Annotated in this window: 11 protein-coding genes and 1 pseudogene; 2 read left to right on the top strand and 10 right to left on the bottom strand. The window is 44.2% G+C overall.

Annotated features, from left to right (window positions below; genetic code table 11):
* Positions 1-572 precede the first annotated feature (572 nt).
* The 4 genes and pseudogenes from ACJAZP_RS01780 to ACJAZP_RS01765 all read right to left on the bottom strand — a co-directional run bounded on the left by ACJAZP_RS01780 (position 573) and on the right by ACJAZP_RS01765 (position 3,507).
* Entirely contained in the window at positions 573-1,148 is a 576-nt protein-coding gene (locus tag ACJAZP_RS01780) for an RBBP9/YdeN family alpha/beta hydrolase (protein ID WP_415229011.1), read from the bottom strand.
* 366 nt (positions 1,149-1,514) lie between these two features.
* A complete protein-coding gene (locus ACJAZP_RS01775) occupies positions 1,515-2,120 on the bottom strand; it encodes a YitT family protein (protein WP_415229010.1) in 606 nt (201 codons plus the stop codon).
* Between the two features lie 653 nt (positions 2,121-2,773).
* Positions 2,774-2,872: pseudogene (locus ACJAZP_RS01770) on the bottom strand (Mobile element protein); the annotation flags it as partial.
* A 110-nt stretch (positions 2,873-2,982) separates the two neighbouring features.
* Positions 2,983-3,507 carry a hypothetical protein gene (locus tag ACJAZP_RS01765; RefSeq protein WP_415229009.1) on the bottom strand — a complete coding sequence of 175 codons (525 nt, stop codon included), beginning with the start codon at positions 3,505-3,507 and terminating at the stop codon, positions 2,983-2,985.
* A gap of 574 nt (positions 3,508-4,081) precedes the next feature.
* On the opposite strand from ACJAZP_RS01765, the gene ACJAZP_RS01760 reads away from it, so the two are divergent.
* Complete coding sequence (locus tag ACJAZP_RS01760) at positions 4,082-4,981, top strand: ROK family protein (RefSeq protein WP_415229008.1); 900 nt, start codon at positions 4,082-4,084, stop codon at positions 4,979-4,981.
* Between the two features lie 232 nt (positions 4,982-5,213).
* On the opposite strand, the gene ACJAZP_RS01755 is transcribed toward ACJAZP_RS01760, so the two are convergent.
* The 6 genes from ACJAZP_RS01755 to ACJAZP_RS01730 all read right to left on the bottom strand — a co-directional run bounded on the left by ACJAZP_RS01755 (position 5,214) and on the right by ACJAZP_RS01730 (position 24,881).
* On the bottom strand, positions 5,214-5,528 hold the full coding sequence (locus tag ACJAZP_RS01755; protein ID WP_415229007.1) for a DUF4144 domain-containing protein: 315 nt from the start codon (positions 5,526-5,528) through the stop codon (positions 5,214-5,216).
* Between the two features lie 206 nt (positions 5,529-5,734).
* The gene (locus tag ACJAZP_RS01750) at positions 5,735-7,330 is read right to left on the bottom strand and encodes a PfaD family polyunsaturated fatty acid/polyketide biosynthesis protein (RefSeq protein WP_415229006.1); all 1,596 of its coding nucleotides are present in this window, start codon (positions 7,328-7,330) and stop codon (positions 5,735-5,737) included.
* A gap of 117 nt (positions 7,331-7,447) precedes the next feature.
* Positions 7,448-13,483, bottom strand: coding sequence for a beta-ketoacyl synthase N-terminal-like domain-containing protein (locus tag ACJAZP_RS01745; RefSeq protein ID WP_415229005.1), 6,036 nt, complete (start codon positions 13,481-13,483; stop codon positions 7,448-7,450).
* Positions 13,484-13,494: 11 nt separating this feature from the next.
* The gene (locus tag ACJAZP_RS01740) at positions 13,495-15,987 is read right to left on the bottom strand and encodes a PfaB family protein (RefSeq protein ID WP_415229004.1); all 2,493 of its coding nucleotides are present in this window, start codon (positions 15,985-15,987) and stop codon (positions 13,495-13,497) included.
* A gap of 3 nt (positions 15,988-15,990) precedes the next feature.
* Positions 15,991-23,928 (bottom strand): SDR family NAD(P)-dependent oxidoreductase, encoded by a 7,938-nt coding sequence (locus ACJAZP_RS01735; protein WP_415229003.1) that lies wholly within the window; start codon positions 23,926-23,928, stop codon positions 15,991-15,993.
* 134 nt (positions 23,929-24,062) lie between these two features.
* Positions 24,063-24,881 carry a helix-turn-helix domain-containing protein gene (locus tag ACJAZP_RS01730; protein ID WP_415229002.1) on the bottom strand — a complete coding sequence of 273 codons (819 nt, stop codon included), beginning with the start codon at positions 24,879-24,881 and terminating at the stop codon, positions 24,063-24,065.
* 495 nt (positions 24,882-25,376) lie between these two features.
* Between ACJAZP_RS01730 and ACJAZP_RS01725 the strand changes: the two genes are divergently transcribed.
* Positions 25,377-26,324, top strand: coding sequence for a YeiH family protein (locus tag ACJAZP_RS01725; protein ID WP_415229001.1), 948 nt, complete (start codon positions 25,377-25,379; stop codon positions 26,322-26,324).
* Positions 26,325-26,556 lie beyond the last annotated feature (232 nt).

The following is a 26,556-nucleotide window of genomic DNA, read 5'->3' as shown; positions in this document are numbered from 1 at the left end:
ATGTGGTACAACGGTAATAGGCTTCATTCTTACCTGGGTTATTGTTGCCCAAACACTTTTGAAATGATGAACGGGTATTTGAAAAAAGTAGCTTAACTAGGGTGAGTGAATTTAGTTGACCACGTCACCTTGTTAATATGTTTCTATGAGCGGTATAACCATTGTACTGTGAATTCTTACCGATATGGTTAATACATTATTTATATATGCTTTAGCAATCCGGTGGACGCCATCCAACACCCAAATTTTCCCGTCATACTCCGATACATCGATAGGCAAATTTAATCTGTATTTATGACCCTCTCGTATTGATGTGGAGCGATTGACTTGCTCTTGATGACTTTCATTGGAGAAATATCAAACAACATCCCTATGTTTGGTTTAGAAGACCACAGCGGCAATTTAATAAATAATCAAAGTTATTTCTATCTGCAAGTACTGAGCCGCAATCTAACCGCCAAAGTTTATTCACATCCCAGTTAAACGGAAGAATATGTTTACTAAGTACTTCAGGCACTACTTTACTCATTGATCGCCTGCTACAAAATTACGGATGAATGCTAACGCAGCATTCAGCAGTTTGTCCTCTGCAATGCTTTGTTAGAGCCCGATGTATCTAAAGTACCGATAAATGTGTTTAGCAGGTTTTTACCTTCAGGCCAATTACCAAGATTTGAGTCGGTATTAACGTGGCCTAAATCACCCATGCTAATTAGCTCACTCCCCCAAGCTTTCGCAAAGTATTTTGTTCTATCTAATTTAGAATAAGGATCATCCGTGCTCGCTAATACTATACTTGGGAATGGTAGTTTTTCTAAAGGTGGAGTTTGATACCCTGATATTGCCTCAGGAAAATTTATACTTTGTACATCAGGGACAGCAACTAAGAAAACACCCAATATATTTGCAGTGTGTTTCTTGCTCCATTCGATAACTGTACTGCCGCCTAAGCTATGAGTCACTAATAAGGTAGGACCTTCAAGAGATTGAATAAGTAAATTAAGAGTTTCAACCCAATCTGCACAATGTGGGTTTTCCCAATCATTCTGTTCAACCCAATAACTGTCTTTGAATTCCTTGTACCATATTTCTTGCCAGTGCCCATTTATTGAATTTCCGTAACCAGGAACAAATACTGTATTAAACATATTATCCTCTTTAGATTAGATTTGATTTGTAGCACATGTGTAGCAATTTGGTTTAGACTTCTATTGCATAAACAATATAGCTAAAACGTCGCTAATACCATATTCGAGACATTAGCTTTTAAAGACAATCAATACTTCGGATTAGGTTTTGTATCGATAACGCGCTGCTCACTGGCGTTTGGGATTGACGCTGTTTTTGATTGTTTTTTTAAAATTAGTGCAGAGACCAAAACGTCGAGTGGATCAGCTTATTAGGCTTGCCACACTTAAACACTTATGTCATGAGGGTCACCCATAGCCTTCAACTCATTTATTATCAATTGTAAATTTCAAAACAAAGCTAACAGCGATAAGCAAAATAGTTAATTACCTTGCACTATAACGCCCTGGTTTATGGTTAATAACAAGAATGAGATTATAGGAAATAGCCCCGACAATAGATAAAAGAATCGCATTCCAATCAACAATAAAAATGGCAAGAATGAGTACCACGCAATCCACCGCCATTTGAAACTTACCAATGGAGATACCGTATTTTTGAGCCAAATATTGTGCAAGAATATTTAATCCACCTAAGCTCGCTTGATGTCTAAATAATCCAAGTAAACCAGAGCCAACCAATAACCCACCTATAAGTGCAGCATATAACGGTTCTAATTGTTTGAATTGCATAAAAGCAGGCGCATATTCAACAAAGAATGATAATAAAAAAACAGAAATAAACGTTTTTAATGTGGATGCTAAACCAAGTTGTCGGTATGACAAATAATAAAAAGGCAGGTTAATTACAAAAAACACATCACTAAATGAAAATTTTGTCGCATATTGCCCTAGAAATGCTAAACCCGCTGTGCCACCAATGAGTAGCCCTGTTGATTTAAAAAATGTAATGCCAAGTGCCGCCAGTAGCGTACCGATAAGAATACCTTGAGCATCTTCAAACAAAGTATGTTGAGCTGATTTTGTAGACATAAAAAGCCTAATTATATTATTGATAAATAAAAGAAATTAATGAATAGTCAAGCGGATTTTAAAAGTTATAAACCAATCATCTCGAAAACAACAAGCTATTAGTAATTAGCAGTTTAACTGCAATAATCAGACCAAGAAGTGGTTTTCAATAATGCAACTAGGAAATCTACCAGCCTGATCGTTTTCGACTTTAAACATAACACTATTGAACTAAGATTTTTGCATTAACTTAGTGCATAAAAACAAATAATTGCATTGAAATAGTACATAACTAATGCCACTGTTAATTAAAATTTAATAGGATGCACAATCAAAGCACATTTAACTATTTCGTTTTAAAGGTGTGGGGTTATGAAGATCGGGTCTTTTATTTAGTATCATTTCATGACTTAGACGTAAATTTTCGTATTATCGAAAATAAAATAAGAGTATCCATGAGTCATCCTTTACGTTTGAGGTTCTCCTGTGCACTTCATCACGTCACATCACGTGGTAATACCAAAAGGCTATCTACTTAGAAAAGTGCTATCCAGTCTTCCCTCCATAGCCTGCAATGAGCTTATCATCAAATATTTTCAATCAAGTGGATACCCAATCGCAAAGATGGTCGTAAGATCAATAATACGAGAATCAACCCACTCCCTGCGATGCTAATACAGACCACATAAGAATGCTTTAAGTACAACACGTGAGCAGCAGTGATAATAAGGCGTGTCTTCTAAGCTCACTATCGTTTGTCTTGGTCTGGCCATCATTCATTACCTGCAAGTAAATATAGATAACTAAAGACTACAACAGTGGTTAAATATTGGTCAACAATCTTGGGTGGCCATGTTAATTAATCGATAAATGACTAATAAATTTATTCACATGTATCTTCTTCTGGCGTTGACCAGGAGGTTCCATTCAATGCTTTACTAAATTCAAGATAGGCGAGTAATTTCTGTTTTGTGTTTGTCGTCAATGACTCAATTTCTAGGGAAACTTGTGCAGGTTGTTTAGAGTTGTTTGAACCGTCAAATTGACTGTAAATACAATGAATTGAAAACGAAATCCTATTATTAACCTCCTTTACTGCAATAATATCTGTGACATCTACCAAAAGAGCTTCTTGTAATGCTTTAGCTGACTGTATAACTGCAGCGCGTTGAGGTGCTTCTGTATAATTAGCTTCTATAAACACTTCTATATCATCACGAACACCATTTGCATCCAAGTCTATGGCTTCTATAGAATTACCACGCTCTAGCTTTGGAATGGATCCAGATTTTTCTAACTCAACGATCTGTTCTGGTGGTGTAATTATTTTATCTACCGCTGCATTTCCACTCCCATCACAGCCAGTGATGAAGATGGCGCATAATGTAAAAAGTATTTTTTTAATCATTCCGTTTTCCTATAGTTAATTAAAAGTTTAACGGTAAATTCTCCTTACAAAACCTAACACTTATAGGCATTACTATGCACGAAAACCGTCATTGCCTATCTCACTTCAAATGATCACATTAACATCTACTCAACCTCATTAAATTCAAATTATAAGTAACAATGTAATAAATTTTCACTTTCAGATAGGTGTTGAGGTGATACCTATCGTATTTCCAAAATGGTTCCTAACCTATCAATTTATAAATTAAATTTTGTTACCCTAAAATATAACCAGAAGTGGTATTTAAATGTATTTTGCCACCTAGATTCCCGATTAACTGACTTCGGGAATGACGGGGTTATTTTTTATCTGTGTTTTAGCTAGAGTAATACTCCGACAAACTTAGCGCGAACTTAACTTCCTTCAATCTAAGCTGATTAATACGGGGTAAGTGCCGTCTTGCTTTGCCACATCAACCGCTTTACGTTATTGATAACATTATTATTTGCATTTGCATGCAACAAAGTTAATTATGGTTTGGTAAGTAGCTATTACTCACAGCCTCATAAATTGAATATTTAAGGTAGATAATATGATCCTAGGACTAGATATTGGTGGTACAAAAATCGAAGGTATAGGCCTTGATTCAGTGACATATGAAACATTGGTCACTCACCGAAATGTGACGAATACGGAGACTTATGAAGGTTTCTTGTCGTCGGTAATAGCGGTCATAAATGAAGTGGCAAAGCACGGTAATATTGAATCTATCGGTATCGGTTGTTGCGGTTCGGTAGATAAAAACGGCCTGATGCAGGGAGCCAACGTGATCATTTTAAACGGTCAGGATTTCATTGGCGACATTAAAAAGAACATTAACGTCCCCGTTGCAATCGCTAATGATGCGGACTGTTTGGCGCTTTCTGAATTTAAAGATGGAGCAGCGCAAGGTGCACAAAACTCCTGCGTTGCGATAATTCTTGGTACAGGATGTGGTTCAGGTCTGATTGTTCACAATAAACTGGTTACCGGCTTAAATCATCTGGGCGGTGAATTAGGACATAACCCGCTGCCAAATTATTTGCCAGAAATAGACGGTCCGGAAGTGCTTTGTTACTGTGGATCTAAAAACTGTACTGAAACCTTCGTTTCCGGAACAGGATTTGCGCGTACTTTCTCTGCAAAATATGAGCAGGCAAATTCAAAAGAAATTATGCTTAAGTACAAGCAGGGAGATTCACAGGCAGTCGCACATTTGGATTTGTATTGTGATCAACTAGCACGCGTTTGTGCAAATATCGTCAACTTTGTAGATCCTGAGGTGATCGTATTAGGAGGCGGAATGTCTAACATTGATGAAATTTACCCGCTGGTCAATGCCAAATTAAATCAGTACACCTTTACAAAAAATACAATCACCAAAATTGTTAAGAATCGATATGGTGATTCATCGGGTGTGCGCGGTGCAGCCTTTTTGCATCTGCAGGGTTAACCGTTATTGCCGCCAATAAGTTTGTATTTAAATGCAAAAATATGAAGCGAATTGAAGGCCAGTTCAGGCTTATGAGCGGGCTCTGCTTTCCCTTGTTGATTTCGTTAGGCTCGGCTCTGCACAGATATGTGCTGTCCGAGCCGGTGCGTTAATAAGTGGAAAAGTTTATAGATATCTTACCTTCTTTTAATAGATACCCTGCCTTTCGTTAGTCCTGTTGAGCAGTTTATTTTCAATAAGACAACGATTTAATAGCGTCCGATACAGTTAAAAAATGAATTTTAGTGAGACAAAGTGTGGCCTTTTTAAACTCATGAGCGCGTATTAAATTCGACACTGCGTACGCGGTCAATACCCGTTCTGTTTTGATTAACGCCAGTTTTCCTGAAATTTCTTCTATTAAATAACTATCACCAACAGAGTCTATAACATGGTCGTCATCACAAAGGATTAATTCTCGACATTCAGACATAAAATCTAACTCAGAATCTAAATAAATAAGCTCATCATCTCCAGCTAATTTCAGCATGCATGGCCACGAAATCATAAAAGTTACCTCGATAAATATAACCGCCTTAATAACTGGCGAAAATAGTGGGTTAATAAAGGAAAGGCTACAAAGCTTACCAATATAACCGATTAATTTAACCCTCATAAAAAACCCCAAGCAGTTAAACAACTTGAGGCTGACAATAAGTTTGTGGGTGTTTTTTAGATTACCGATGCTAAAAAGTCAGCACGGCTTCTCTGTTTTTAGCTGAGGTGATATCCCGATAAACTTTGTTCTAACTTAACGCCCTGCAGTTTAAGCTGATTAATACGCTGTAAATAGGCACCGCCTTTGAGCAGATGCAGTGCCACATCGACCGCTTTACGCTGTTTGTAATCCTCTAAATAACTGCCCTTCACCCAACTGTTAAAAGCGCCTAAACTCGGGCCGGCCCAAATTTGATAATCCATTTCCCGCCCTGCTTCACCCTCGTTTGACCAGCGCGAAGAAAGTCCTAAATACCAGCGGAATATCAGTGCCATTTTACGCTTAGGATTAGTTTGCGCGCGCGCCAGCATGTCGGGATCGCGCTCGTGGAAAAAATTGATGGTGTCTGTCCACACTGTGTCCAGGTTTTTGCGGAAAATCTGTTTTTCAATTTTCCCTCGCTCAAGAGCGGGAATCGCATCGATTGAATCATAAGCCATGTACAGCTCATAGAGTTTATTGGCGCGCATGGCAAACATTGAGCCGCGTTTAACCACCTGCAATTTCACCCCCATTTCAAACATATCTGCGGCGGGTGCCATGGTCACATCAGCCATCTCTACAGCGGCTAGCAATTTACGCGTGTGCTCCGAGGCTCCTGCTTCGATACAGGCCTGATTGACGCTACCGACAACTATGTACGCCGCGCCCATATTAAAGGCGGCCAGGGTTGCCTGTGGCGTTCCTATTCCGCCGCCCGCGCCAACCCGCAGCGCAGGTTCATAATTATATTTTTCTTGAATTTCATCGCGCAGGGCAATAATCGAGGGTAACAAGGTTAAAAACGGACGATTATCCGTGTGACCACCGGAATCGGCTTCGGCGGTGATATCGTCAGCCATCGGAACGCGTTGAGCAAGTGCTGCCTGTAAATGTGTAATTTTGCCCTGCACCAGTAACTTATCAATCAGCTTTTGTGGCGCCGGCTCCATAAAACGCCGTCCGACTTCAGTGCGTGATACCTTGGCAATCACTTTATTGCCGATATTGACACTGCCGTCGGGATTTTCTGATAAACCGGCTAAACGATAGTGAACAATGTGCTCGGTTAAGGCTAAATAGGCCGATGCTTCGACCACTTTAACGCCGAGTTTTAGAAAACTCTCAACGGCGCCGCGCTCTAGGGCTTCTTCGCTGGGAGCATGAATCAGGTTGACCGCAAAGGGACCGTTTGGTAATTCTTTTTGAATATCTGTTATTGCTTTTTCAATCACCTCGGGCACTAAACCCGCCGCACCAAAAGAGCATAAAAAGCCCGCTTTCCCAAGGGCCGTGACCAATTCTACGGAAGAAATACCATTGGCCATCGCCCCGCCGTGATAAGCATATTTTACGCCATAGCTTTGTTTAAAAGCCGAATCGCCGAGATCTTCCGGATTAAGCGCCTGAGCAAAGGCCAGTACTGCTTCACTGCCATCGGCATCTATCTGCTGACTCACTCCTAAACCCGCAGGCTGTTGGGCAAGGTAAACGGGTTTATGCAAATCCATTAAGCAATCTTTGATGGCCTGCGGATCACTGTTAATGGAGGCCGCACTGACCTTCCATGCCCAGTTGATCGGATTGTCTGTAGTAAAAGCTAAAGCTGACATATTTGTACCTTAAACGAAGCAGGACTGACCTGCGCTGGTGCTTGTAAATTAGTTTGAATGCATAACTTATTAAAATTCCGGCAAAACCTCTGCCGGAATTTTTTTTTAAGATTAAGCTTACGCTTCGACAATGCTTAAGACGATATCTTTCACCTGATAGATACGCAGACCATCTTTGGACAGACTTGCATCCCCGACTAAACGCACTTCATCCTGATTGCGAATAATCTTAGTGAGATGCACATCCAGACTCATCTGTTTATTAAGCGGCGTAATTTGTCCGCGGTATTTCCAGATAACCTCGGTCTCCGGAGTAATAAAACGAGGATTTTTAAACCCGGCTCCTAAATCATTTTTTAATGCATAGGTTTGTAAAAGTTCGATAATAGCTTCGACGCCCAATGAACCGGGCATCACAGGATCCTGATGAAAGTGGTAACGGAAGAACCAGTCACTTGCATCAATAGTACGTTCGCCATAGATATAGGCTAAGTCTGCTTTGCCGCCTCCTTCTACAATCGATACGCTGTCCACAAAGTTCATCTGACCGCCCGCCAGACGGTAATAGGGTTTATCGGCCGGTGCTTCAAATAACGGCGATTTTTTATCGGTCAAATCAAAACGTTCAATGCGCTCAGGCGCGGTTTTTTGATCCACAAACCATGCTTGCGTGATTTTGCCGTTATCGATGCCCAACTGGTTGGTCAAGGATTCGCCACTGAAGTAACCAAATACGGCGTTACCTCGATAAAAGACCTGATCATCCACCAGCAGATCGAATGTGAAACTTTGAATAATGGCACCGCCGGCTGTGCTGGTGCTCAATAAAACCGATTTATTGACGATAGTTTTACCGCGCAAATCAATCTGCTTTAACAGTGTGCCGTTGCCGTCAAGGTTACGGAAGAAGAGCTCTTTTTGTGGATATTTAAGCGTTGTGCCCATGTACCCCGAAAGAAAACCGTTCGGCTGCAGGGCGATTTCCATCAGCAGTGCATAGGGCATCCAGTTTGAATGGCTGTTTTTAGTAAAATACCAGGCATCTTCCGGCACATAATATTGTGCAGTACAGTTGGCCGGATTTTTAAGATCCAGGCGTTTTCCGTTAACCTCTGTGACTTGGGTTACAACCTGCAAATCACCGCAGGGGGTGCGCGGCGGAATGCGTCCTCGATAGACATCAAAGTCAGGACCAAAACAGTTGCTTATGTCTCCGGTGGCAAATTCAAACAGATGCCAGGGTGTGAACGGAGTTTGATCCGGCACACGATTTTGTCCTTGGGCCATAGGCGCAGCAAAGTGCTTAATCGGTATCACCCCTTTTTCGCGGTGTGCGTTTAAGTCTGATTCAACACGCATCAAGGGACGCTCGGGATGTTTAAAGGGGTCAATGCCGCGCTCATCTATACCAAGACCAAGACCAAAACCAAGTTCAGCGCCGCTTTGCTTAACCGGCTCGTTGGCAACAAGATTACCCTTAAGCAGATTACCACCGAGCGGTTTGACTCTTGCTGCAGCCGTTTTCGCCAAATGTTCTTCTAAACGGCTCAGCGCTAAATCAACCGACATACTCACGGGGTCGCGGGTCATCGCCCTGATTGTAGCGGGGATCAAAGGCGCAGCGGTTGTTTGTCGAACATTTTCCGGCAGAGTCACAGGATAAGGCGAGTTAGCATCCTGCTCTTTCATTTCCACGCACAAGTTTTTAAAATCAACCACCACCTTGCCGTCGAGAATAATATCTATATTGGCTTTGATAAAGGGACGCGGCCGCATTCCAATTGCTGTTACTTCCATTCTGTAAGTCAGCGTATTTGACTGCGGCAAAACCTGTCCGCGACAACGCACGGTCTGCGCCTCACCTGCCATGGGTTGGAAACGGGCATTATTGACCTTATTGTTCATGCCTAACCAGAGCATAAAGAACATCGCCATCTGCCCGCAACCCTCAGACATTAAAGATCCCGCCATCACCTGGTCATCTTTAAAATGACAGGGGAAATACCAATGCTCGGGATCGAGCTTTTTCTGCCCTTCTAATAATCCTAAACCCCAATGTCCGCCCTGCGGATCAACTTTAGTAATTCTTTCGATCATCAGGAATTTTTTTGATGAAAATTTCAAGGACGGGTTACGCCCCTGCTGATCATATTCCGGGCCGAAACAACCGCTGACATCACCGTCAACCAGTTTGAGCATCTCCTCATAACCGTATTGGCTGCGCTGATTAGCGATTAACGGCTGGAAAGAAGATTTTTTAGCCTGTGCAAACTGCGCTTTGTCCTGATCGTTGTGCAGCACACCTTTACCGTCAGCTAACTCTGCATCGGAGAAAAAACCGGCACAACCGTTGCGCATGATTAATACTTTTTTATCCCCGACAAAACAGTCGTAGTGGAAGAAAAACAGTAACTGCTCACCGTTTTTAGCGTAGGAGTCGATATAAATTTCATAACGCAGGGTTTCACCGCCAAAGGCCATCTCCTCTAAAAAGGTTAATTCACAGTCAAGCAGACGGTAAACACGCTCACCTTTGTTTTGAAAATCTATGCCGATATAGGAAATCAGCATCAAATCACACTGACCCGATTCAACGGACACCGACCAAGGAATTTGGCCGTCTATTAAAAACGGCGCATCCGTGGGAATATCGTATTCCGTGGCCATGTAGGATTTTTGGTATTCATTGACGGTGGCCTGCAAATCAGTGACCCGCGTCACCAGCAGGTAATCCGTGGTGGGCAGGCGCACACGGCGTGAATAGCTGTCGATAACGGCATATTCACTGCCGAAGACGTTGGCTATATTACCTTCGGCAAATTCCACCAGCGCAGCATTATCATAAATAATATTTTGCGGCTGGTTATAACGCTCGATCAACTGCAAAGGCGGATAGGCATAAGCCGAACCACCCTTGATTGGCAGACTGGCAGACGCACTGCTTTGCGGTCTAGCGACTTTGCTTTGCGCTTTAGCCGCAAAGCTTAACGGTGCTGCTGATGGTGTTTTTACTGGCGCAGCATCAATTTCAACAGAACCACAATTGGATAAGGTTAACTGCAGCTGCACTTTGATTAATTGAGCTATCTGCTGCTCTGCGGCGTGACGTGAACGGATAAACGCCAAATGCGTTTTTGTCTGCTGAAAAATATCTTTACTGGTTTTACTGGACACGTTTACCCCGGCGCGACCTGTTAACGTCGCTGTTTGAATGGTTGCTGCTTGAATAGTTTCTGCTCGAACCGTCACTGTTTCACTCTCATTTTCAAAAGAAGAGTCAAGCGCAGGGCTTGAAGCAACATCGGTACGTTTTATCTGTAAAGAATCAAGTCTGACGGGATCAATAACAGGCGTTAAAACTTTACCCGCTATCTGCTGTTTGATGACTGAAAAGACCGGATTATCACTCTGTTTGAGAATAGCCTGCTTAATATCAGCGCCGCCCAGCGTAATAGTTTTAACTAATGATAAGCTCTTTTTTGGCGCAGCTTTGGTATTGTTTTTGGTATTGTCATTGGTATCTGCTTTAAGAGCTGCCTGACGTACGGTATTGCTGGCGGATAAAATCAGATGCGCACAGCAGAAATCTTTGCCTAAACCGTTAATCGCGCGGTGTTCGCCCGCTTGCTGTTTATCTAACAGTAAAGCCGTTTTGATTATACTTGCCATGCCGGATGCATTAAACAAGTGCCCTACCTGAGCTTTAACGCTAGCAACTTTGGCATCAGGATAAAGCTTATTAAAGGCACTTTTTTCGGCTTGATTGTCAGATCTAAAACCGCTGGCAAAAGCTTCCACATGGTTTACCTGCGCGCAGCTCAAATTAGCTATTTGGCAGGCTTTTTGTGCGGCTTGTTCAATAGCCAACGCATCACTGCCCGGTACAAAAATTAATCCATCAACCGTGGCATAAACCGTATTTGCATCGGTTTTTGATTCTGGTTTAACTACAAATGCACCCGCTCCCTCGCCGACTAACCACTGTTGTGAATCTAGAAGGTTGGGTTTGTTTGTGGCGTTTTCAGAAACCGCACCGTAACGCTGCCGTAAACTGATATTTTCCAGCGAGCCCGCTAAATCTACGCTGGCAATCAACACCGCTTCAACGTCGGAGGTTTGAAAGAGGTTTTCCGCTATTTCCAGACAGCGGTAAACGGAGTTTTCTTCGCTGGACACCGTAAAGGCCGGTCCGGAGAAATCCCATAACGCCGCAATCCGCGATGCCATGATATTACCGATGAAACTTGTATACTGGTTTAACTGCGCCGCCGAGGCGATGCTCTCTTTGGCGATGCCGTTGAGGGTTAACTGCTGTTCGCTGGACAATTGAATACCCTGCTCTTTTAGGCTTTGTTCAATTTGGCTGCTTAAATTGACCCGGCCACGATACTGGTGAAGGTCTAATTCCATGCCCATGGCAACCAACACCGCAACGTTGCTGCCCGCGCTTAACTGCGCATCTTTTGCTGCATTATCGGCCACTTTCATCATTAATAACTGCTGCGGAATCAGGCAATCCTGTTCGTTGGGTGGCACTTTAAAACGCAAAAAATCAATGTCGAAGTTTTCTATGTATCCGCCCCTGGGGGCTTTATTCAATAATAGCGTCTGTTTAATCGCGGGATCCTGATCCATACCTTTCCAGCGCTTGGGCGGCAGTTCTCGAAAAGTTGTCTGTGCGGTTGTTAATAGAGTATCAAATTCGGCCAGAGAGCTGGCGCTGCCAAAGTGACAGTCCATGCCGACGATCGCTAAGGGTTCGCGAGGTTTAACCACCGAGCTGCTCGGCGCATATGCCGTATTACCCGGCTGCAGCACTAAATGAGCATTACTGCCGCCAAAGCCAAATACGCTGACACCTGCGCTGCGGATTTTATCCTTTGAAGGCCAGTCAACGGTTTCGGTGGGCATCTGCGCCGCGCCAAAGTAACCATTTTTAGAACTCATTGGATCTTTTAAACTGATGGTTGCTGGGATTTTCCCTTCATTTAAGGCCCAGATAGCTTTGGTCATTCCCGGCATACCCGCCGCGGTTAACAGGTGACCAAGGTTGGATTTAGCCGAGCCCAATAAGGGTTTATGATGGTATTGGCTGAAGAAGCTTTCCATGGAGCTTAATTCCACCTTGTCCCCCTTTGGCGTGCCCGTCGCGTGGCATTCGATGTAATCCACGTCGGCAGGGTTAACCTCGGCATCCTGATAAGCACGCTGATAGGCAAGCACCTGTCCTTTGCTGTTCGGGCTTAATACAAACTCACCTTTACCGTCATTGGACAGTGCGCCGCCCTTAATGATCGCGTGAATTTTATCCCCATCACGCAGGGCATCCGCGTGGCGTTTTAAGACCATCATCCCGGCACCTTCAGCGGCGAACAAACCCTGAGAGTTTTTATCCAGAGGCGCGTGTTTGTTGTCGGCGGGAAAGGCCTGAAAAATCGAAAATCCCATATTAACAAATAGCGGATCCGCGCCTGATACTGCACCTGCGAGCATCATATCGGCTTTGCCCGTGTGCAGATAATCGCAGGCTAATTTAACACTGTAACAGGATGATGCGCAGGCGGCATCCAGCGAAAATACGCTGCCGCCAAGTCCGGCTGCTTTAGACAATAATGCAGAAGGGAAACCGGCGATCAGTGCATTGTCCGGATTAACGGATTGCGTTGCGCTGAAACTGCTTAACTGAAAATCGCCGCTGATCAACTGCTTTAAAGCGCTTTCGACCACATGCGCATAGAGCGGTAAAAATAGATGGTTGGAGGTTTTGCTCGGAAAAGACAAATTGCCTAAAATCAAACCACAATTCTGTAATTTGTCACTGCCCCAATAACCCGCATCGCTTAACGCCTGCTCGGTTACGTATAAACCCCACTTATGCAGGTCGTCTAACTGTTCAAGGTAGGTTTTATTCAACCCTTCGCAGACAAACGAAGCCGGATCAAATTCAAAATCGCGAATATAACCGCCGTACATACAGTAAAATTTATCGGCATCGCCTTTTTTGCCGAAATATTTTTGCGGCTCAACGCCCAGCTCCAGCGCGGTTATCGGGCTGCGGTTATCCTGTTTTTGTAATAACTGCTCCCAGAACGTTTGTGGTGTATCGGAACCGGGAAATAGATTTGCTATTCCAACTACTGCTATGTCTTCCATAAATTATCTCTTTATTTAACTGCCAACACGGGTTGGATAATTGAACCGTAGAAAAAGCTGCTTAAATTAATATCGGCCCCGACACTGACAAGCTTTGCCGCTAAACGTGCATAACTGAGTTGATCATCGCGGCCCTTGGCATTGATTGGCACGCTGATATGATTGTCAGCCGTTGTTAAAATTTTATTAGTCCAGCTGGATAAGGATGAACCGGCGCCCATTTCAATAAATACGCTGGCTCCCTTATCATGCAGGGTATTAATCAGACGCGGAAAATCCACCGGTTCGCAGAGACACTTGGCGATGCTCACGGCAATCGCTTTCGGGTGCTGCGGAACGGGCAGGTAACAGGAACTGGAATACATTTTGGTATTAATTCGCGCGCTGACCTCCATGCTGTAAAGGTCCTGCATCGCTTGATATTCTCCACGGGCCGGTTCGCTGTGAATCGCATTGCTCATATTAAGCGCCACAGCACGCAGCCCTAAGCGCTTAATCACCCGTAAACAATCCTGCGGATAACCGCCTATGGTTAAACTGTCCTCTGTATTGATCAGGGTAATATAAACACGTTCGCCCTTTTCAATGACCTTAGTCACCTGCTCAAAACTCGCTTTGATGCTGTAGGTTTCCCAGATCGGCCCAAAAGTGCCGTCAGTCACATCGGGCAGATCCCACATTTCGCGGGCGGCGCGTAATTCACCCGACAGGCGGTGATTAAAGGTATCGGAAGCCGCCAGACGTGCGCTCATTAAACCGGGTTGCTGCCAGCATCCCAGTCCGGCAAACATACTGATTTCTCCCATGCTGTAACCCGCAGCAAAGTCCGCTTTAATATTAAAAACCTGATCAAATATTTTACTGAAAACGCAGGCAAAACCAACCCCGCATTCGGCGATATCGGGCAGACTTTGACGCAGGTTAAAATCTAACCGTTGCAGCTTTTTAAAATCCAAAGCGCTTAGAGAGCGTGGATAGATTAAGCGCTCTTTTAAGGAAGCGCCGATATCCTCAGCAAGGGTCAGCAGACTCGGATAAATTTCCGGAAAAAGATGAAACAAATCCCGCCCCAAGCCGACATAGGTTGCCCCTATTCCGGGGTATAAAAAGGCGATATTGTTTTTGGTAGCAAGCGGAACTGCACTAAAATAGCTGCCTTTGGGCGTTTGCCAATGGCTATTGTTGGCAAAGGCCTTATCAATACCAATCAGCGCCAGCTTTATCTCTTTTTGTAACAACTCGGGCGACTCGGCTAACAGCACCATTTTAAAAGTATTATTCGGGTACTCCGTAAATTTATTAAAGTATTGTTTGGCTAAGGTTTTAAAATCACTGCGCAGCAACTGTTCAGATAAGTTCTGCAACTTGGTGATCAGTCCTGCCTGATTGTTATCCGTCAGGATAAATAAGGTCAAAGCTGCACAGGCATTAAAACCGTTGCTGTGAACTAATTGCTCATCATTACCTTGCAGGATAATATGCGCGTAATGATTTTCCGACAGGCAACTGTAAGCCACGTAGCGGGGAGTGCCATCGGCATCAGGAAATGCCGGAGCCGCCTGATTAAAAACATAAAAAGGCGATTCACACCAGGCTTCAAATTTATCAAAAGAGGGATCGCTCCACTCTTTAATGGCCGCACGATAACGCTGCTGCAGCGTAAAAACGCTGTTTAATAAACCCAGCAGCTGCGACAAACAGCCGTTTTCGCCGAGAACACTTTTGCTACAGCTGATTGCGGTGCTTAATTTTTCTTCATGTCGATAGGCGCTCAATAGTGCATCGGTCTCTAGGTCGCAAAGCTTAGGATCACAAAGCGCTGAAACTTCCAGACTATCGATCATTCTGGCGCTTAACTTTGCGGCGCGCAGCGAGTCCTCAACCGTTTCACTTAACTGACTGGCAACCATCGGCTCTTTATTATCGGCGCTAAAAGCTGCGCTGTGCAGCGTTGCATAACGGTGACAGCCGTGAGTCAGCGCAAAATCAACGCTGGATAATAATAAACAGACCACGCCGTTGTGCTGCGCGTACCCGCTAAAATCATTGTCAAAACTGATGCTGGCTTTATGCTGTTGCCGGCTTGAATCCGCCGCAACGTTGGCGGCAATAATTAACACCGCAACGTTAAACTCTGCAATCAGCTTTTCACTTTGGATCAGCGCCGCGCCCAAATTATCAGCCTTAACGACGCTGAAGTACTCGCCGTCTGAAAAGCTTTTATCAGTATCGTCAAGATTAATAACCGCCACCTCTTTTAAACAGAGGTTATTAGCGGCGACAACACGTGCGGCTGAAGCTGCACACAGACTTGAATAATCAGCAAACAGCGGATTAACGGGCTTACCATCAATGCGATGCAAATCACCTTTGTGCAACTCACCTTTATACAAAGCCGACTCGACATAATCGATATTATCCAGGCCTGCAAACTGCGCATCGATTCCGATCACCGCAAGCTTGCTATTTAGGCCTGCAGTTTTACTGTTAATAACCATCGGCATTTATTACAGTTGTCTCTGAAATAAATTATTTAAACTTTCGCTGCAGGTAACTTCAGCGCCTGATACTTCCGCCAAAATCTGTTTGTTTTTGTCAATCAGAAGAATATCGGCAACCACTTTATTTCCCAGCTGCTGAGTAACCGACAGCTTGAGATAAAAAGCTTGATCGGCCTTCACTTCACCATAGACCGTCCAGGATAATGTGCTGCCGGGTAAACTGGCCAAACCCAGCTCCTTACGCGCCCAAATTAATAACGCCTGATAGACTAAATCATTGGCGAAAATGTTGGTGACCTGCAGATCAAATTCACCCTGCTTGGCTTTTACTGATCGAGGGATCAGACAGCTTAACAGTAAACCCTGAGCATCGCATTGCAGCAGCGATTGCACTCCCTGCATAGTACTGCCGTGAAACAGCGTACCGTCCTTATAAAGTGCAGCGGCATTGAGCTGTTTACCCAGCACTAAAGCGGGAAGTTCAGTATCATAAAGTGGCGCAGCTTGATGTTCTTTGGATAATAATAAAGTGGCGCCATAATGATAAATCTGACTGTCATTAACACCTGCACTGGATATTTTAACCTTAACGGCGACAGTGTTCGGCGTTTCTTCCACAGGAATGAGCTCGATTATATAATCGCTTGCCTCTTTACCATCAAAAACGATGCCTTTGAAGAGCTGATAATTTTCCAGCCCCAAATACACAAAATCCGGATAGCTAGCTGTTACGGCTTCCACCATCCAGGCAAGCGCACAGACGGTCGGTAGTACCTGATTTTTACCTATCTTATGATCCGCTAAAAAAGGATTATCAGTGACTAAAAAGGTTTTTGATAAACGCCTAACGAGTGGCTTTATTTCTCTTATTTCTGCTAGCGCTTGTTTCTCAGGTGATTGTTCCTCGAGTGATTGACCGCCCATATCGTTGCCCACTAAAATTTGCGGACAACGGTTAGTATCGGCAGCCAGTTCATTGAGTAACAACTCAGCACCTGCCGCCAGAGGAATAATATAAACACCACGATCATTAAACATGCGTTTAAGTTCAGGCGTCACCATGCCACCGTCCCAGGGTCCCCAGTTAAAACTCAGTACCTGAGCTGATGGGTGCAGAGCTTTAAAACGATAAGCCGTTTTGTTTAAAATATCATTGGCGATAGCATAATCTGACTGTCCGGGGTTGCCGTAAAAACCGGCCGCCGATGAGAACAGCACAAGATGCTTAAGTTTGTCCTGCTGACAGCAGGCTAACAGAGATAACAACCCTTCTATTTTAGTGCTGTAAACCGCCTCAAATTCTGCGACTGTTTTGTGCTCGATAAGTTTATCGGCCAATACTCCGGCGCCGTGAATAATGCCGCTGACCTCTCCCCAGAGATCCGTAATAGGTGTCAGCGCATCCAGCACAGCAGCCGAATCGGTCACATCCACACTAATATATTCGCCAATAGCACCGGCATCATCTATTGCCGCCAAGGTTTGTTTGATTTCACGATTCGAAAGTACCGAAGATACCATTGCTGAAATAGAGGTGGGAGTAGGTTTTTCACTCTTTGCCAGCAATGCCTGCATAGCGGCTTTTTTAAGTTCAGCTTGACCATCAATAGCCGTTGCCCAGTTTGGCTCAAGCGCTTGATAATTCGAACGTCCCAGAAGAATAAACTTAGATTTATACTGTTTTGCCAAACGAATAACACAATGCGCGGTCACCCCTTTAGCGCCGCCACTGACCAAAAACACCGAATCTTCATCAATACTGTTAGCGGCTGGTAGTGCGTAACTGTTAGTTTTTTCAGCCACCAGCGTTAAACGGCCGTTATGGTTAAAACCCACTTCGACAGGTTTCATATTTTTATCATTTAATTGATCAACAATAATATTAGCCACTTTATCCGCTGAATATTGACTCGCCAGATCAACGGCTCGACAAAGGACTTCGGGCCATTCATGGGAGAGGGTTTTAACTAAACCCGCCAGCCCGGTCTGCACAAGATCCGAATCAAGTTCGTTATGATCAACGCCAAAAGCCCCACCCTGACGGGTTAATATTATAAATGATGATCGGGTTTCATTACTGTTGTGGGGGGTTGACAAACCAGAGAGTTTGGCTAATAAAAACGCTAACATAAGACCCTGTTTGCTTGCCTGCGGATATTCAATCCCCGCTATGGCCAAGACCGGATGCAGATAAAGTACCGCTGTCCAAACAGCTTGGGTCCCTAATATAGTGCTGAGCTCCTGCTCATCAAGCGTATTTAATGCAAAAACATTAACCTCTTCCGAAAATGTTTTATCGCTATTGAATATTACCCAGCTTGGTTTGATAACTGTGACTGACCAGCCCAAACGGGTTAATTTATCAGCGAGGTGGAGAGCACAACCTTGACCGTCATCCACTAATAAAATATTTTCACCATTGATATTACTGTCGATTGTTTCAACGGCATTAAGGTGCTTGATGACCACGGTTGCGCTTGGCGCGGGTTCAAAACTTGCCTCCAGTTCAACTGAATCAGCTAAATCAACTAAATCAGCTGAATCAACACAATCAACGGGCTCGGCCTCAACCGTTGCAGGCTTAAGAGCCGAGACATCTGAAGCCTGGCTCGATCCGGCAAGATCTGTCATATAGTCAACAATGTTGCCCAAAGTGCGTAGCTCAGCTAAGGCCTCGGGATTTAAATCCGGCAGATTGTCGATTTCATCCTGCACCGCGCCTAAAATCTCTACCCGTTTAATTGAATCTATGCCTAAATCCGCTTCCATGTCCATGCCCAGTTCCAGCATCTCCACGGGATAACCGGTTTTATCTGCCACAGCAGCAAGCATGACCGTTTCGATCCGCGTGACATCGGCAGGCACAGGAACGATATCCACAACATTATTTTCGATTGGCGTAACGGTAGATGGTGCCTGTGCCAGCATATAGGTGACTATTTCACCCAAAGTGCGCAGCTCGGCCAGCGCTTCCGGATTTAATTCAGGAAGATTTTCGATCTCATCCTGCACCGCACCGAGAATTTCCACCCGTTTAATTGAATCTATGCCTAGATCCGCTTCCATGTCCATGCCCAGTTCGAGCATTTCCACGGGATAACCGGTTTTATCGGCGACCACGTCAAGCATGACAGTCTGAATTGCAGATAAATCAATCTCGGCCACAATAGGCACAACATTACTCTCGACACTATTATCGACATTACTATCAACATTACTTTCAACATCATTCTCAAGTGCTGTCATTTGAGATGGTGCCTGTTCCTGCATATAGGTGACTATTTCACCCAAAGTGCGCAGCTCGGCCAGCGCTTCCGGATTAAGTTCCGGCAGGTCGTTTATTTCATCCTGCACCGCACCTAGAATCTCCACCCGTTTAATTGAATCTATGCCTAAATCCGCTTCCATGTCCATTCCCAGTTCCAGCATTTCAACGGGGTAACCGGTTTTATCGGCGACCACGTCAAGCATCACGGTTTGGATTGCAGATAAATCAATCTCAGCCACGATAGGCACAACATTATCAATTGGCGTAATTGCAGATGGTGCTTGTGCCTGCATATAAGTGACTATTTCACCCAAAGTGCGCAGCTCGGCTAAAGCTTCCGGATTTAATTCCGGCAGGTTGGTGATTTCATCCTGCACCGCACCGAGAATTTCCACCCGTTTAATTGAATCTATGCCTAGATCCGCTTCCATGTCCATGCCCAGTTCGAGCATTTCCACGGGATAACCGGTTTTATCGGCGACCACGTCAAGCATCACGGTCTGGATTGCAGATAAATCAATCTCGGCCACGATAGGCACAACATTGCTCTCGGTTGGTATAACAGGCGCCTGTGCCTGCATATAGGTAACAATTTCACCTAAAGTGCGCAGCTCGGCCAGCGCTTGCGGATTTAATTCCGGCAGGTCGCTGATTTCATCCTGCACCGCACCGAGAATTTCCACCCGTTTAATAGAATCGATGCCTAGATCCGCTTCCATGTCCATGCCCAATTCGAGCATTTCAACGGGATAACCGGTTTTATCGGCGACCACATCAAGCATCACGGTCTGGATTGCAGATAGATCAATCTCAGAAACAATAGGCACAACATTACTCTCAACACCATTATCTACATTACTATCAACATCCTTTTCAAGTGGTGTCATTTGAGATGGCGCCTGTGCCTGCATATAAGTGACTATTTCACCCAAAGTGCGCAGCTCTGCTAGCGCTTCCGGATTTAGTTCCGGCAGGTCGTTTATTTCATCCTGCACCGCACCGAGAATTTCCACCCGTTTAATCGAATCTATGCCTAAATCCGCTTCCATGTCCATGCCCAGTTCGAGCATTTCCACGGGATAACCGGTTTTATCGGCGACTACATCAAGCATCACATTTTGGATTTTATTTAAATCAATGGCGGCGGTTTGCTCAACAGCCATAGGAATCGGTGTTGCAGGAGCAGATGCAGGCGAAACTTGGGTTTTATCTTGAGTCTGTTGAATGGGGGCAGATGGCGCAGCTTTCACTGTCGCGGTGCTATCAACAGCAACAGAATCAGCAGTTGGCATAGCCGTCAGCATCTGCTGCATATTCTCGGTTTGATTATTTAAATAGGCTTCGTGCACGCGTAATGTTTCAGACTGGAAGTCATGATACATGGACAATGTTTTATCCAAACTTTCAGGCAGTTCAGTCGCCCCTGCATGAGATGCTAATACTGCCTGGAATGTTTTTGCGTACTCTTTGGGTCCCTGCATATACTCTTCATGGACACTTAAGAGCTGTGCCTGCTGCTGTACAACCTGATTAACACTTTGCTCAATAGACGCTACTAATGCCGCATTATTGCCCGGTTGTGTATTCACCGCGGTGAGATTGTCAAAGGGCGACCCGTCGGCGTTAAGGTAGACAATTTTCTCAACTATTACCTCTTTCTCAACGATCACCTCTTTTACAACAGGCAGCTCTTTATCAATTGTCAGAACCTCTTGAGTGGTGATTGTTTGTCCGTCATTGAGCGCATCGCTAAAGGCTTTTTTGGTTTTTTCACTGACATACGCCGCACCGGTCAATTTCATTGCCAGCGGTGATTTCTTGGCCGGGATTGTCGCGCGTTGTAAGGCGTTATAGGGGTCAATATCATTCAACTGCACGCCTAATACGGCCATTTCAACGGCGGCTAAACGCAGCTGTAAATCGGCTGATTTTTTAGGATTAGCATTGACCGCAATAGTGGTCACATCGGATTTATCCTGCAGGATATTATCCACTAAACGGGTTAATACGTTTTTAGGGCCAAACTCAATAAAGATACGCCCGCCAGCGGCGTACAAATTATCAATCTCACGGTTAAAATGAACCGCTTCTAAAATATGTTTTTTCAGACTGTTTTTTATAAGGTCAGCTTCGGTTGAATGGGCTTGTGCACTGCCGTTTGAAAAAACCGGAATAGAGGGTGATTTAAATTCCACACTGTCGATCACATCCGCAAAAGGTTTTTGCGCGTGTTCGACTAATTCCGTATGAAAAGCCGCAGAAACAGGCAGTTGTATCACTTTGTAGTCTTTTTCTTTAAGCAGCTCAAAGGCAATACCTGCCTGACTGGTTGATCCCGCAATAACCACCTGGTTATTGGCGTTATAATTAGCAATGGAAACACCGTCAATAGATTCAATATCCAATGCGACCTGCGCCGGGTCGCCGACCACGGCTACCATAGTGCCAGAATCAAAAGTACCGGCATCAAAGTCAGCATCTTCGGGCGCGGCCATTGCCTGCCCCCGGCTGCGCGCCAGTAACATGTAATCCTGTTCGGATAATACTCCGGCCGCCCATAAAGCGGTTAATTCACCAAAACTGTGTCCTGCCGTGAAATCAGCTTTAAAGCCCGCCTGCTGGAAGGTTTTATATAATCCCGCGCTAAAAGCACCAATCGCAGGTTGTGCGTATTGGGTTAAGCGTAAATTTTGTTCCTGTGCCTGGCGTTTTTCATCACTAAACACCGGAATAGGATAAGTCACCGCTGATAACTGCCGCAGACCGTTAGCGCTGAACTCGGTGTCCATCGCTGCATTTGTTTCTAACATTGAAGGGAAGTTGCAGGCTAAGTCACGTCCCATATTAACGTACTGAGAACCTTGCCCCGAGAATAGTGCAACCACTTTACCCTGTGTCTCCAGCCCGCTTTCACGGTAATAAATACCCGTCGCTTTCGACCAGGCAGGCGCGTCATCCAAGGACAATTGTTTTAGTATCTGTTCAATCAATATTGCGGCTTGCTGCGCATTTTCAGCCACAAAACCACAACGTACGAGCTTCTGGTCAGGCGTTGCTAAGGGGTTTTCAACGACTAAAGCGTTAAAGGCATAAGCTTGTGAATCTGCTTTCACCGAAAGTTTCGTTATCCAGCTTGTTAAAGATTGCTGCAAAGCCGCTTTATCCTGAGCGCTGATAACAATGCTTTGCGGCACTTCATTTAAACGGTACTGTCCAGTTTGCTTGCTTTGGTATTCTTCTAAAACGATGTGGAAATTAGTGCCGCCAAAACCAAATGAGCTGATCCCGGCACGGCGCTTAATCGCATCGGCACGCGGCATCCAGGGACGGGTTTCACTGTTGATATACAAAGGACTATTGTCAATATCCAGGTTTTTATTGGGCTGTTCGACATTAATCGTGGCAGGAAGTACTTTATGGTAAAGCGCTAAAGACGCTTTGATGATGCCCGCGGTACCGGCCGCGGCTTTGGTATGGCCAATTTGTGATTTAACCGACCCCAGGGCGATATGTTGTTTTTGTTTGTTGTTTTCACTGAACAGGGCGTTTAAACCCGCAAACTCGGCGGCGTCTCCCGCCTTTGTACCGGTACCATGGGCTTCAATCAAACCGCAGGTTAGCGGATCAAAACCGGCATCGGCATAAGCACGTTTGAGCGCTTTTACCTGTCCGGCAGGACTCGGTGCATAAATGGATTTATAACGACCGTCGGACGAACTGCCGATGCCTTTAATAACAGAATAGATTTTGTCACCGTCACGCTCGGCATCGGCTAAACGTTTCAGAGCAATCATGCCCACACCCTCGCCGATCATCATACCGTTGGACTGATCGTCAAAGGGACGGATTCTGTCGCCATCGGTAAAAGCGGGGGTTTTTGAGAAGGACATATACATAAAGGGAGAATTGTCACAACAAACGCCGCCGGAAATCATCATCTCCGAGCGATACTCAAGCAGGTCTGAAACGGCCATTTTAATTGCCGCTAAAGAACCGGCGCAGGCTGCATCAACCACGCAGTTAGTCCCGCCGAAATCGAAACGGTTGGCGATACGTCCGGCAATCACATTACCGAGCATCCCCGGGAATGAATTCTCCTCCCAGGGAATATAGGCTTTTTTAAATTTTTCGATGATCATATTACAATCGGCTTGCCCCACTCCCGAGGCTTTTAATACCTTCTCAAGCACCGGCCCCTGCAGGCGGGATATTAATGGCGAAATCTGTTTCTGGCCGCCGCCCACGCCTAAGGTAATACCAATTTTATCACGGTCATAACTGTTTTCATCGGCGATCCCGGCATCGGCCAATACGTCACGCGCAACCACTAAAGCCATCAACTGAGTAATATCGGTCAGTTCTAATATATTGGGCGGCAAGCCAAATTCCATCGGATCAAAATCAACTTCAGGTAAAAAACCACCGCGTTTACAGTAGGTTTTATCCGCAGCTTTTTTATCGGCAGAGTAATAATCATCAATCGCCCAACGATCTTCCGGTATATCCTTAATACCGTTCACTGACTCAACAATGTTATCCCAAAATTGGGCAAGATTTTTACTTTCGGCAAAAACGGAAGCCATACCAACAATCGCAATCGGACATTCCTGCAGACGTGAACTTAACTGCTTATCTTCTGCCGTATCATGATTGTGCGGGTTTTGCTCTGTAGACATTTTATTACTCCGGTTAGAAACCTGTTGCGTTAGTCGTTGTTAGACGTTTGCCCAACTAAATTGATGAAAACGACTTAATACTTATTGCCATTATCCGTTAATATTTGCTGTACTAGACCTTAAAACAGCCCGGTTTATTTCTTTGCTTGATCATCTAATAAACGAAAATGACTTAAAAATTCAGTGTAATTGGCCGCCAGCACACGGCGGATATTAAAGGGGCCTTTGCTTAACACGTATTTCATATATCTTCTGGCCGCGTTTATTTCCTGGTCGCTGTAAAGATCAACATATAACCAACTGCTGTTGGGATCATTGGCCACCAAAAGACGATAATTTTCAGTTTGATTGGCAAATTCCGGCAAGGTGGTAACATTCACCTGAACCACATCCAAACAGTTTATATAGGTTGATTTTGCATTAAGTGCATGCTCGGTTAACGGACTGTTTATGTTCTCCAGAGCAAACTCTTTTTGGCGCAGTTGATTTAATACATCGGTCATTGCCTGCGGGGATATCTCCGAACTAAAAACCAGATTGGATTGATTTTCTTCAATATCGACCACCACGTGCACCAAATCATTTTGAGCATGCTCGCTGCCGTCCATATCTGCTAAACGCGACACACCATGGCGTTTTAAACAACGCTGCAATCCCGCACGCGAGACATTTTGGTTAATGAACGCTTTGCACACTGCTAATAACTGATCCAGTGATAACAGCAGACGGGTACGCAGTTGCACAACAACATATTCCTCGGCAATGCTTAAGGTGGTATTTAATTGCTTGGGAGTATGAGGAAGATCGGCACTGTTCTCGCGTTTACGCCATTTACGTACAGTGGCTTCAGAGATATTTAACAGGCGGGATAATTTTGCCGTAGGCAAATCAGATTCGTATATAAAGGTACGCATCTCTTCCGTGGTGGTTGCGTTTTTATGTTGTTTAGACATTAAAAATTGTTCATTCTGTGACCAATCAATTATAGGTGGCAAGAATGATAATATACACAGGTATCAACCCCTAAACAATCAACCGATACTAAATAATTTCAGGGCTGAAAAACCTTTGCTAATTGCCTCACAGAAAATCCATTACTTTACTGTTTTTTTTTGCAGGTTAAACAGCGACTTGTCGAAGGTAAAACCACGTTTTAACCTTGTCATGCATGACATACTGTTATTCCTGACGGCTGTTCGAATGCGCCAGTTCGACCCAGTTCCCGGTTATTTTTTATAATCAGAACAATTAGTTACTGCAGCCAATGCCTTGCTTTCATGGGGTTTTCCTGCGCATAATTAAAGGGATAGATAGCATCTACAAAAATTTTCCTGCTACTTTATACCCAAAACAGTTAAATACAACTTAAGCCTTTGTAAACATAGTTCTATTTTGATCAAGTCAAAAATTTAATTATAATGGACTGCGTTTTACTATTAAGAGAGCACATGAACAAATTATTTAATAAAAAAAAATGGCAAAAACATGATCTGCTTTTTATCAGTGTCGCAATATTGTGCTTATCACCGATCATTTCTTCCCCCATTGCATTACTGCTTGGCTTTACACTGGCGATGCTTGGATTAGTCCCCAAACAGATAAATCTGAATTTATTAACCAAAAAACTATTAGCCTATTCGATCATAGGATTAGGATTTGGCATTAATTTAGATCAGGCCATTGCAGTCAGCAAAGATGCATTGGGTCTGGTTATAGTGTCACTGTTTAGTACCTTAATACTTGGCTGGCTGCTGACCAGACGCTTAGGAATCGATCCAAAAACCGGTCATTTAATTGCCTCCGGCACGGCAATTTGTGGTGGCAGTGCTATTGCTGCCGTCGCGCCGGCAATCAATGCGACCGAGGATCAAACATCCATTGCACTGGCGACCATTTTTATTCTTAATTCAGTGGCATTGTTTTTATTCCCTTTTATTGGTCATTTGTTGAGTATGACCGAACATGCCTTTGGGATTTGGTGCGCGATAGCAATCCATGATACCTCTTCGGTGGTCGGGGCTGCTTCGGCCTATGGGAATGAGGCATTGTTAACCGCGACCACACTAAAACTGGCACGCGCATTATGGATTATTCCCGTGGCATTTATCAGCGCCCTGCTTTTTAAAGGGGATAACAAAAAAATCACGGTGCCGTCTTTTATTCTGTTCTACTGCCTCTCTATATTAATCGCTTACTATTTACCGCAATTCTCAACTCTGTATGACATTATTTTTTCAGTTTCTAAACGTTTTCTGGTACTTAGCTTATTCTTAATCGGGGCCGCGATTAGCTTTGATAAAATTAGAGCGGCAGGTGCGAGCCCGATGATTTTAGGTATTTGTCTGTGGATAATAACCGCCAGCGGCTCACTGACTTATATCCTGTTACTGATGTAAATCGTCACAGCTTGTGTAGTTTTTCAAAAAAATTTTCAACCGGCACTACTTTTTGACCTTGTTTTGTTGAAAAAACAAAACAAAGCAAAGTAATACAAAAGCCCCAAGATCAAATAAAGCGGACAATAAACCCGAGCTTATAATTGATAAGGCGATAAAAAATAAAATGACCATAATAAGTGAATTTTTAGACAGCATATGAATTCCTTCCCCATCGTTAATGGTTATATTA

It is taken from the genome of Psychromonas sp. (assembly GCF_047632955.1).
Classification (GTDB): Bacteria; Pseudomonadota; Gammaproteobacteria; order Enterobacterales; family Psychromonadaceae; genus Psychromonas.
Note: the sequence above shows the minus strand (reverse complement) of the source record. Positions and strands in the feature narration are given on the sequence as shown.

Coding starts and splice junctions, on each gene's coding strand:
- ACJAZP_RS01780 (WP_415229011.1), bottom strand. CDS start 1,148: ATGTTTAATACAGTATTTGTTCCTGGTTACGGAAATTCAATAAATGGG.
- ACJAZP_RS01775 (WP_415229010.1), bottom strand. CDS start 2,120: ATGTCTACAAAATCAGCTCAACATACTTTGTTTGAAGATGCTCAAGGT.
- ACJAZP_RS01765 (WP_415229009.1), bottom strand. CDS start 3,507: ATGATTAAAAAAATACTTTTTACATTATGCGCCATCTTCATCACTGGC.
- ACJAZP_RS01760 (WP_415229008.1), top strand. CDS start 4,082: ATGATCCTAGGACTAGATATTGGTGGTACAAAAATCGAAGGTATAGGC.
- ACJAZP_RS01755 (WP_415229007.1), bottom strand. CDS start 5,528: ATGATTTCGTGGCCATGCATGCTGAAATTAGCTGGAGATGATGAGCTT.
- ACJAZP_RS01750 (WP_415229006.1), bottom strand. CDS start 7,330: ATGTCAGCTTTAGCTTTTACTACAGACAATCCGATCAACTGGGCATGG.
- ACJAZP_RS01745 (WP_415229005.1), bottom strand. CDS start 13,483: ATGGAAGACATAGCAGTAGTTGGAATAGCAAATCTATTTCCCGGTTCC.
- ACJAZP_RS01740 (WP_415229004.1), bottom strand. CDS start 15,987: ATGCCGATGGTTATTAACAGTAAAACTGCAGGCCTAAATAGCAAGCTT.
- ACJAZP_RS01735 (WP_415229003.1), bottom strand. CDS start 23,928: ATGTCTACAGAGCAAAACCCGCACAATCATGATACGGCAGAAGATAAG.
- ACJAZP_RS01730 (WP_415229002.1), bottom strand. CDS start 24,881: ATGTCTAAACAACATAAAAACGCAACCACCACGGAAGAGATGCGTACC.
- ACJAZP_RS01725 (WP_415229001.1), top strand. CDS start 25,377: ATGAACAAATTATTTAATAAAAAAAAATGGCAAAAACATGATCTGCTT.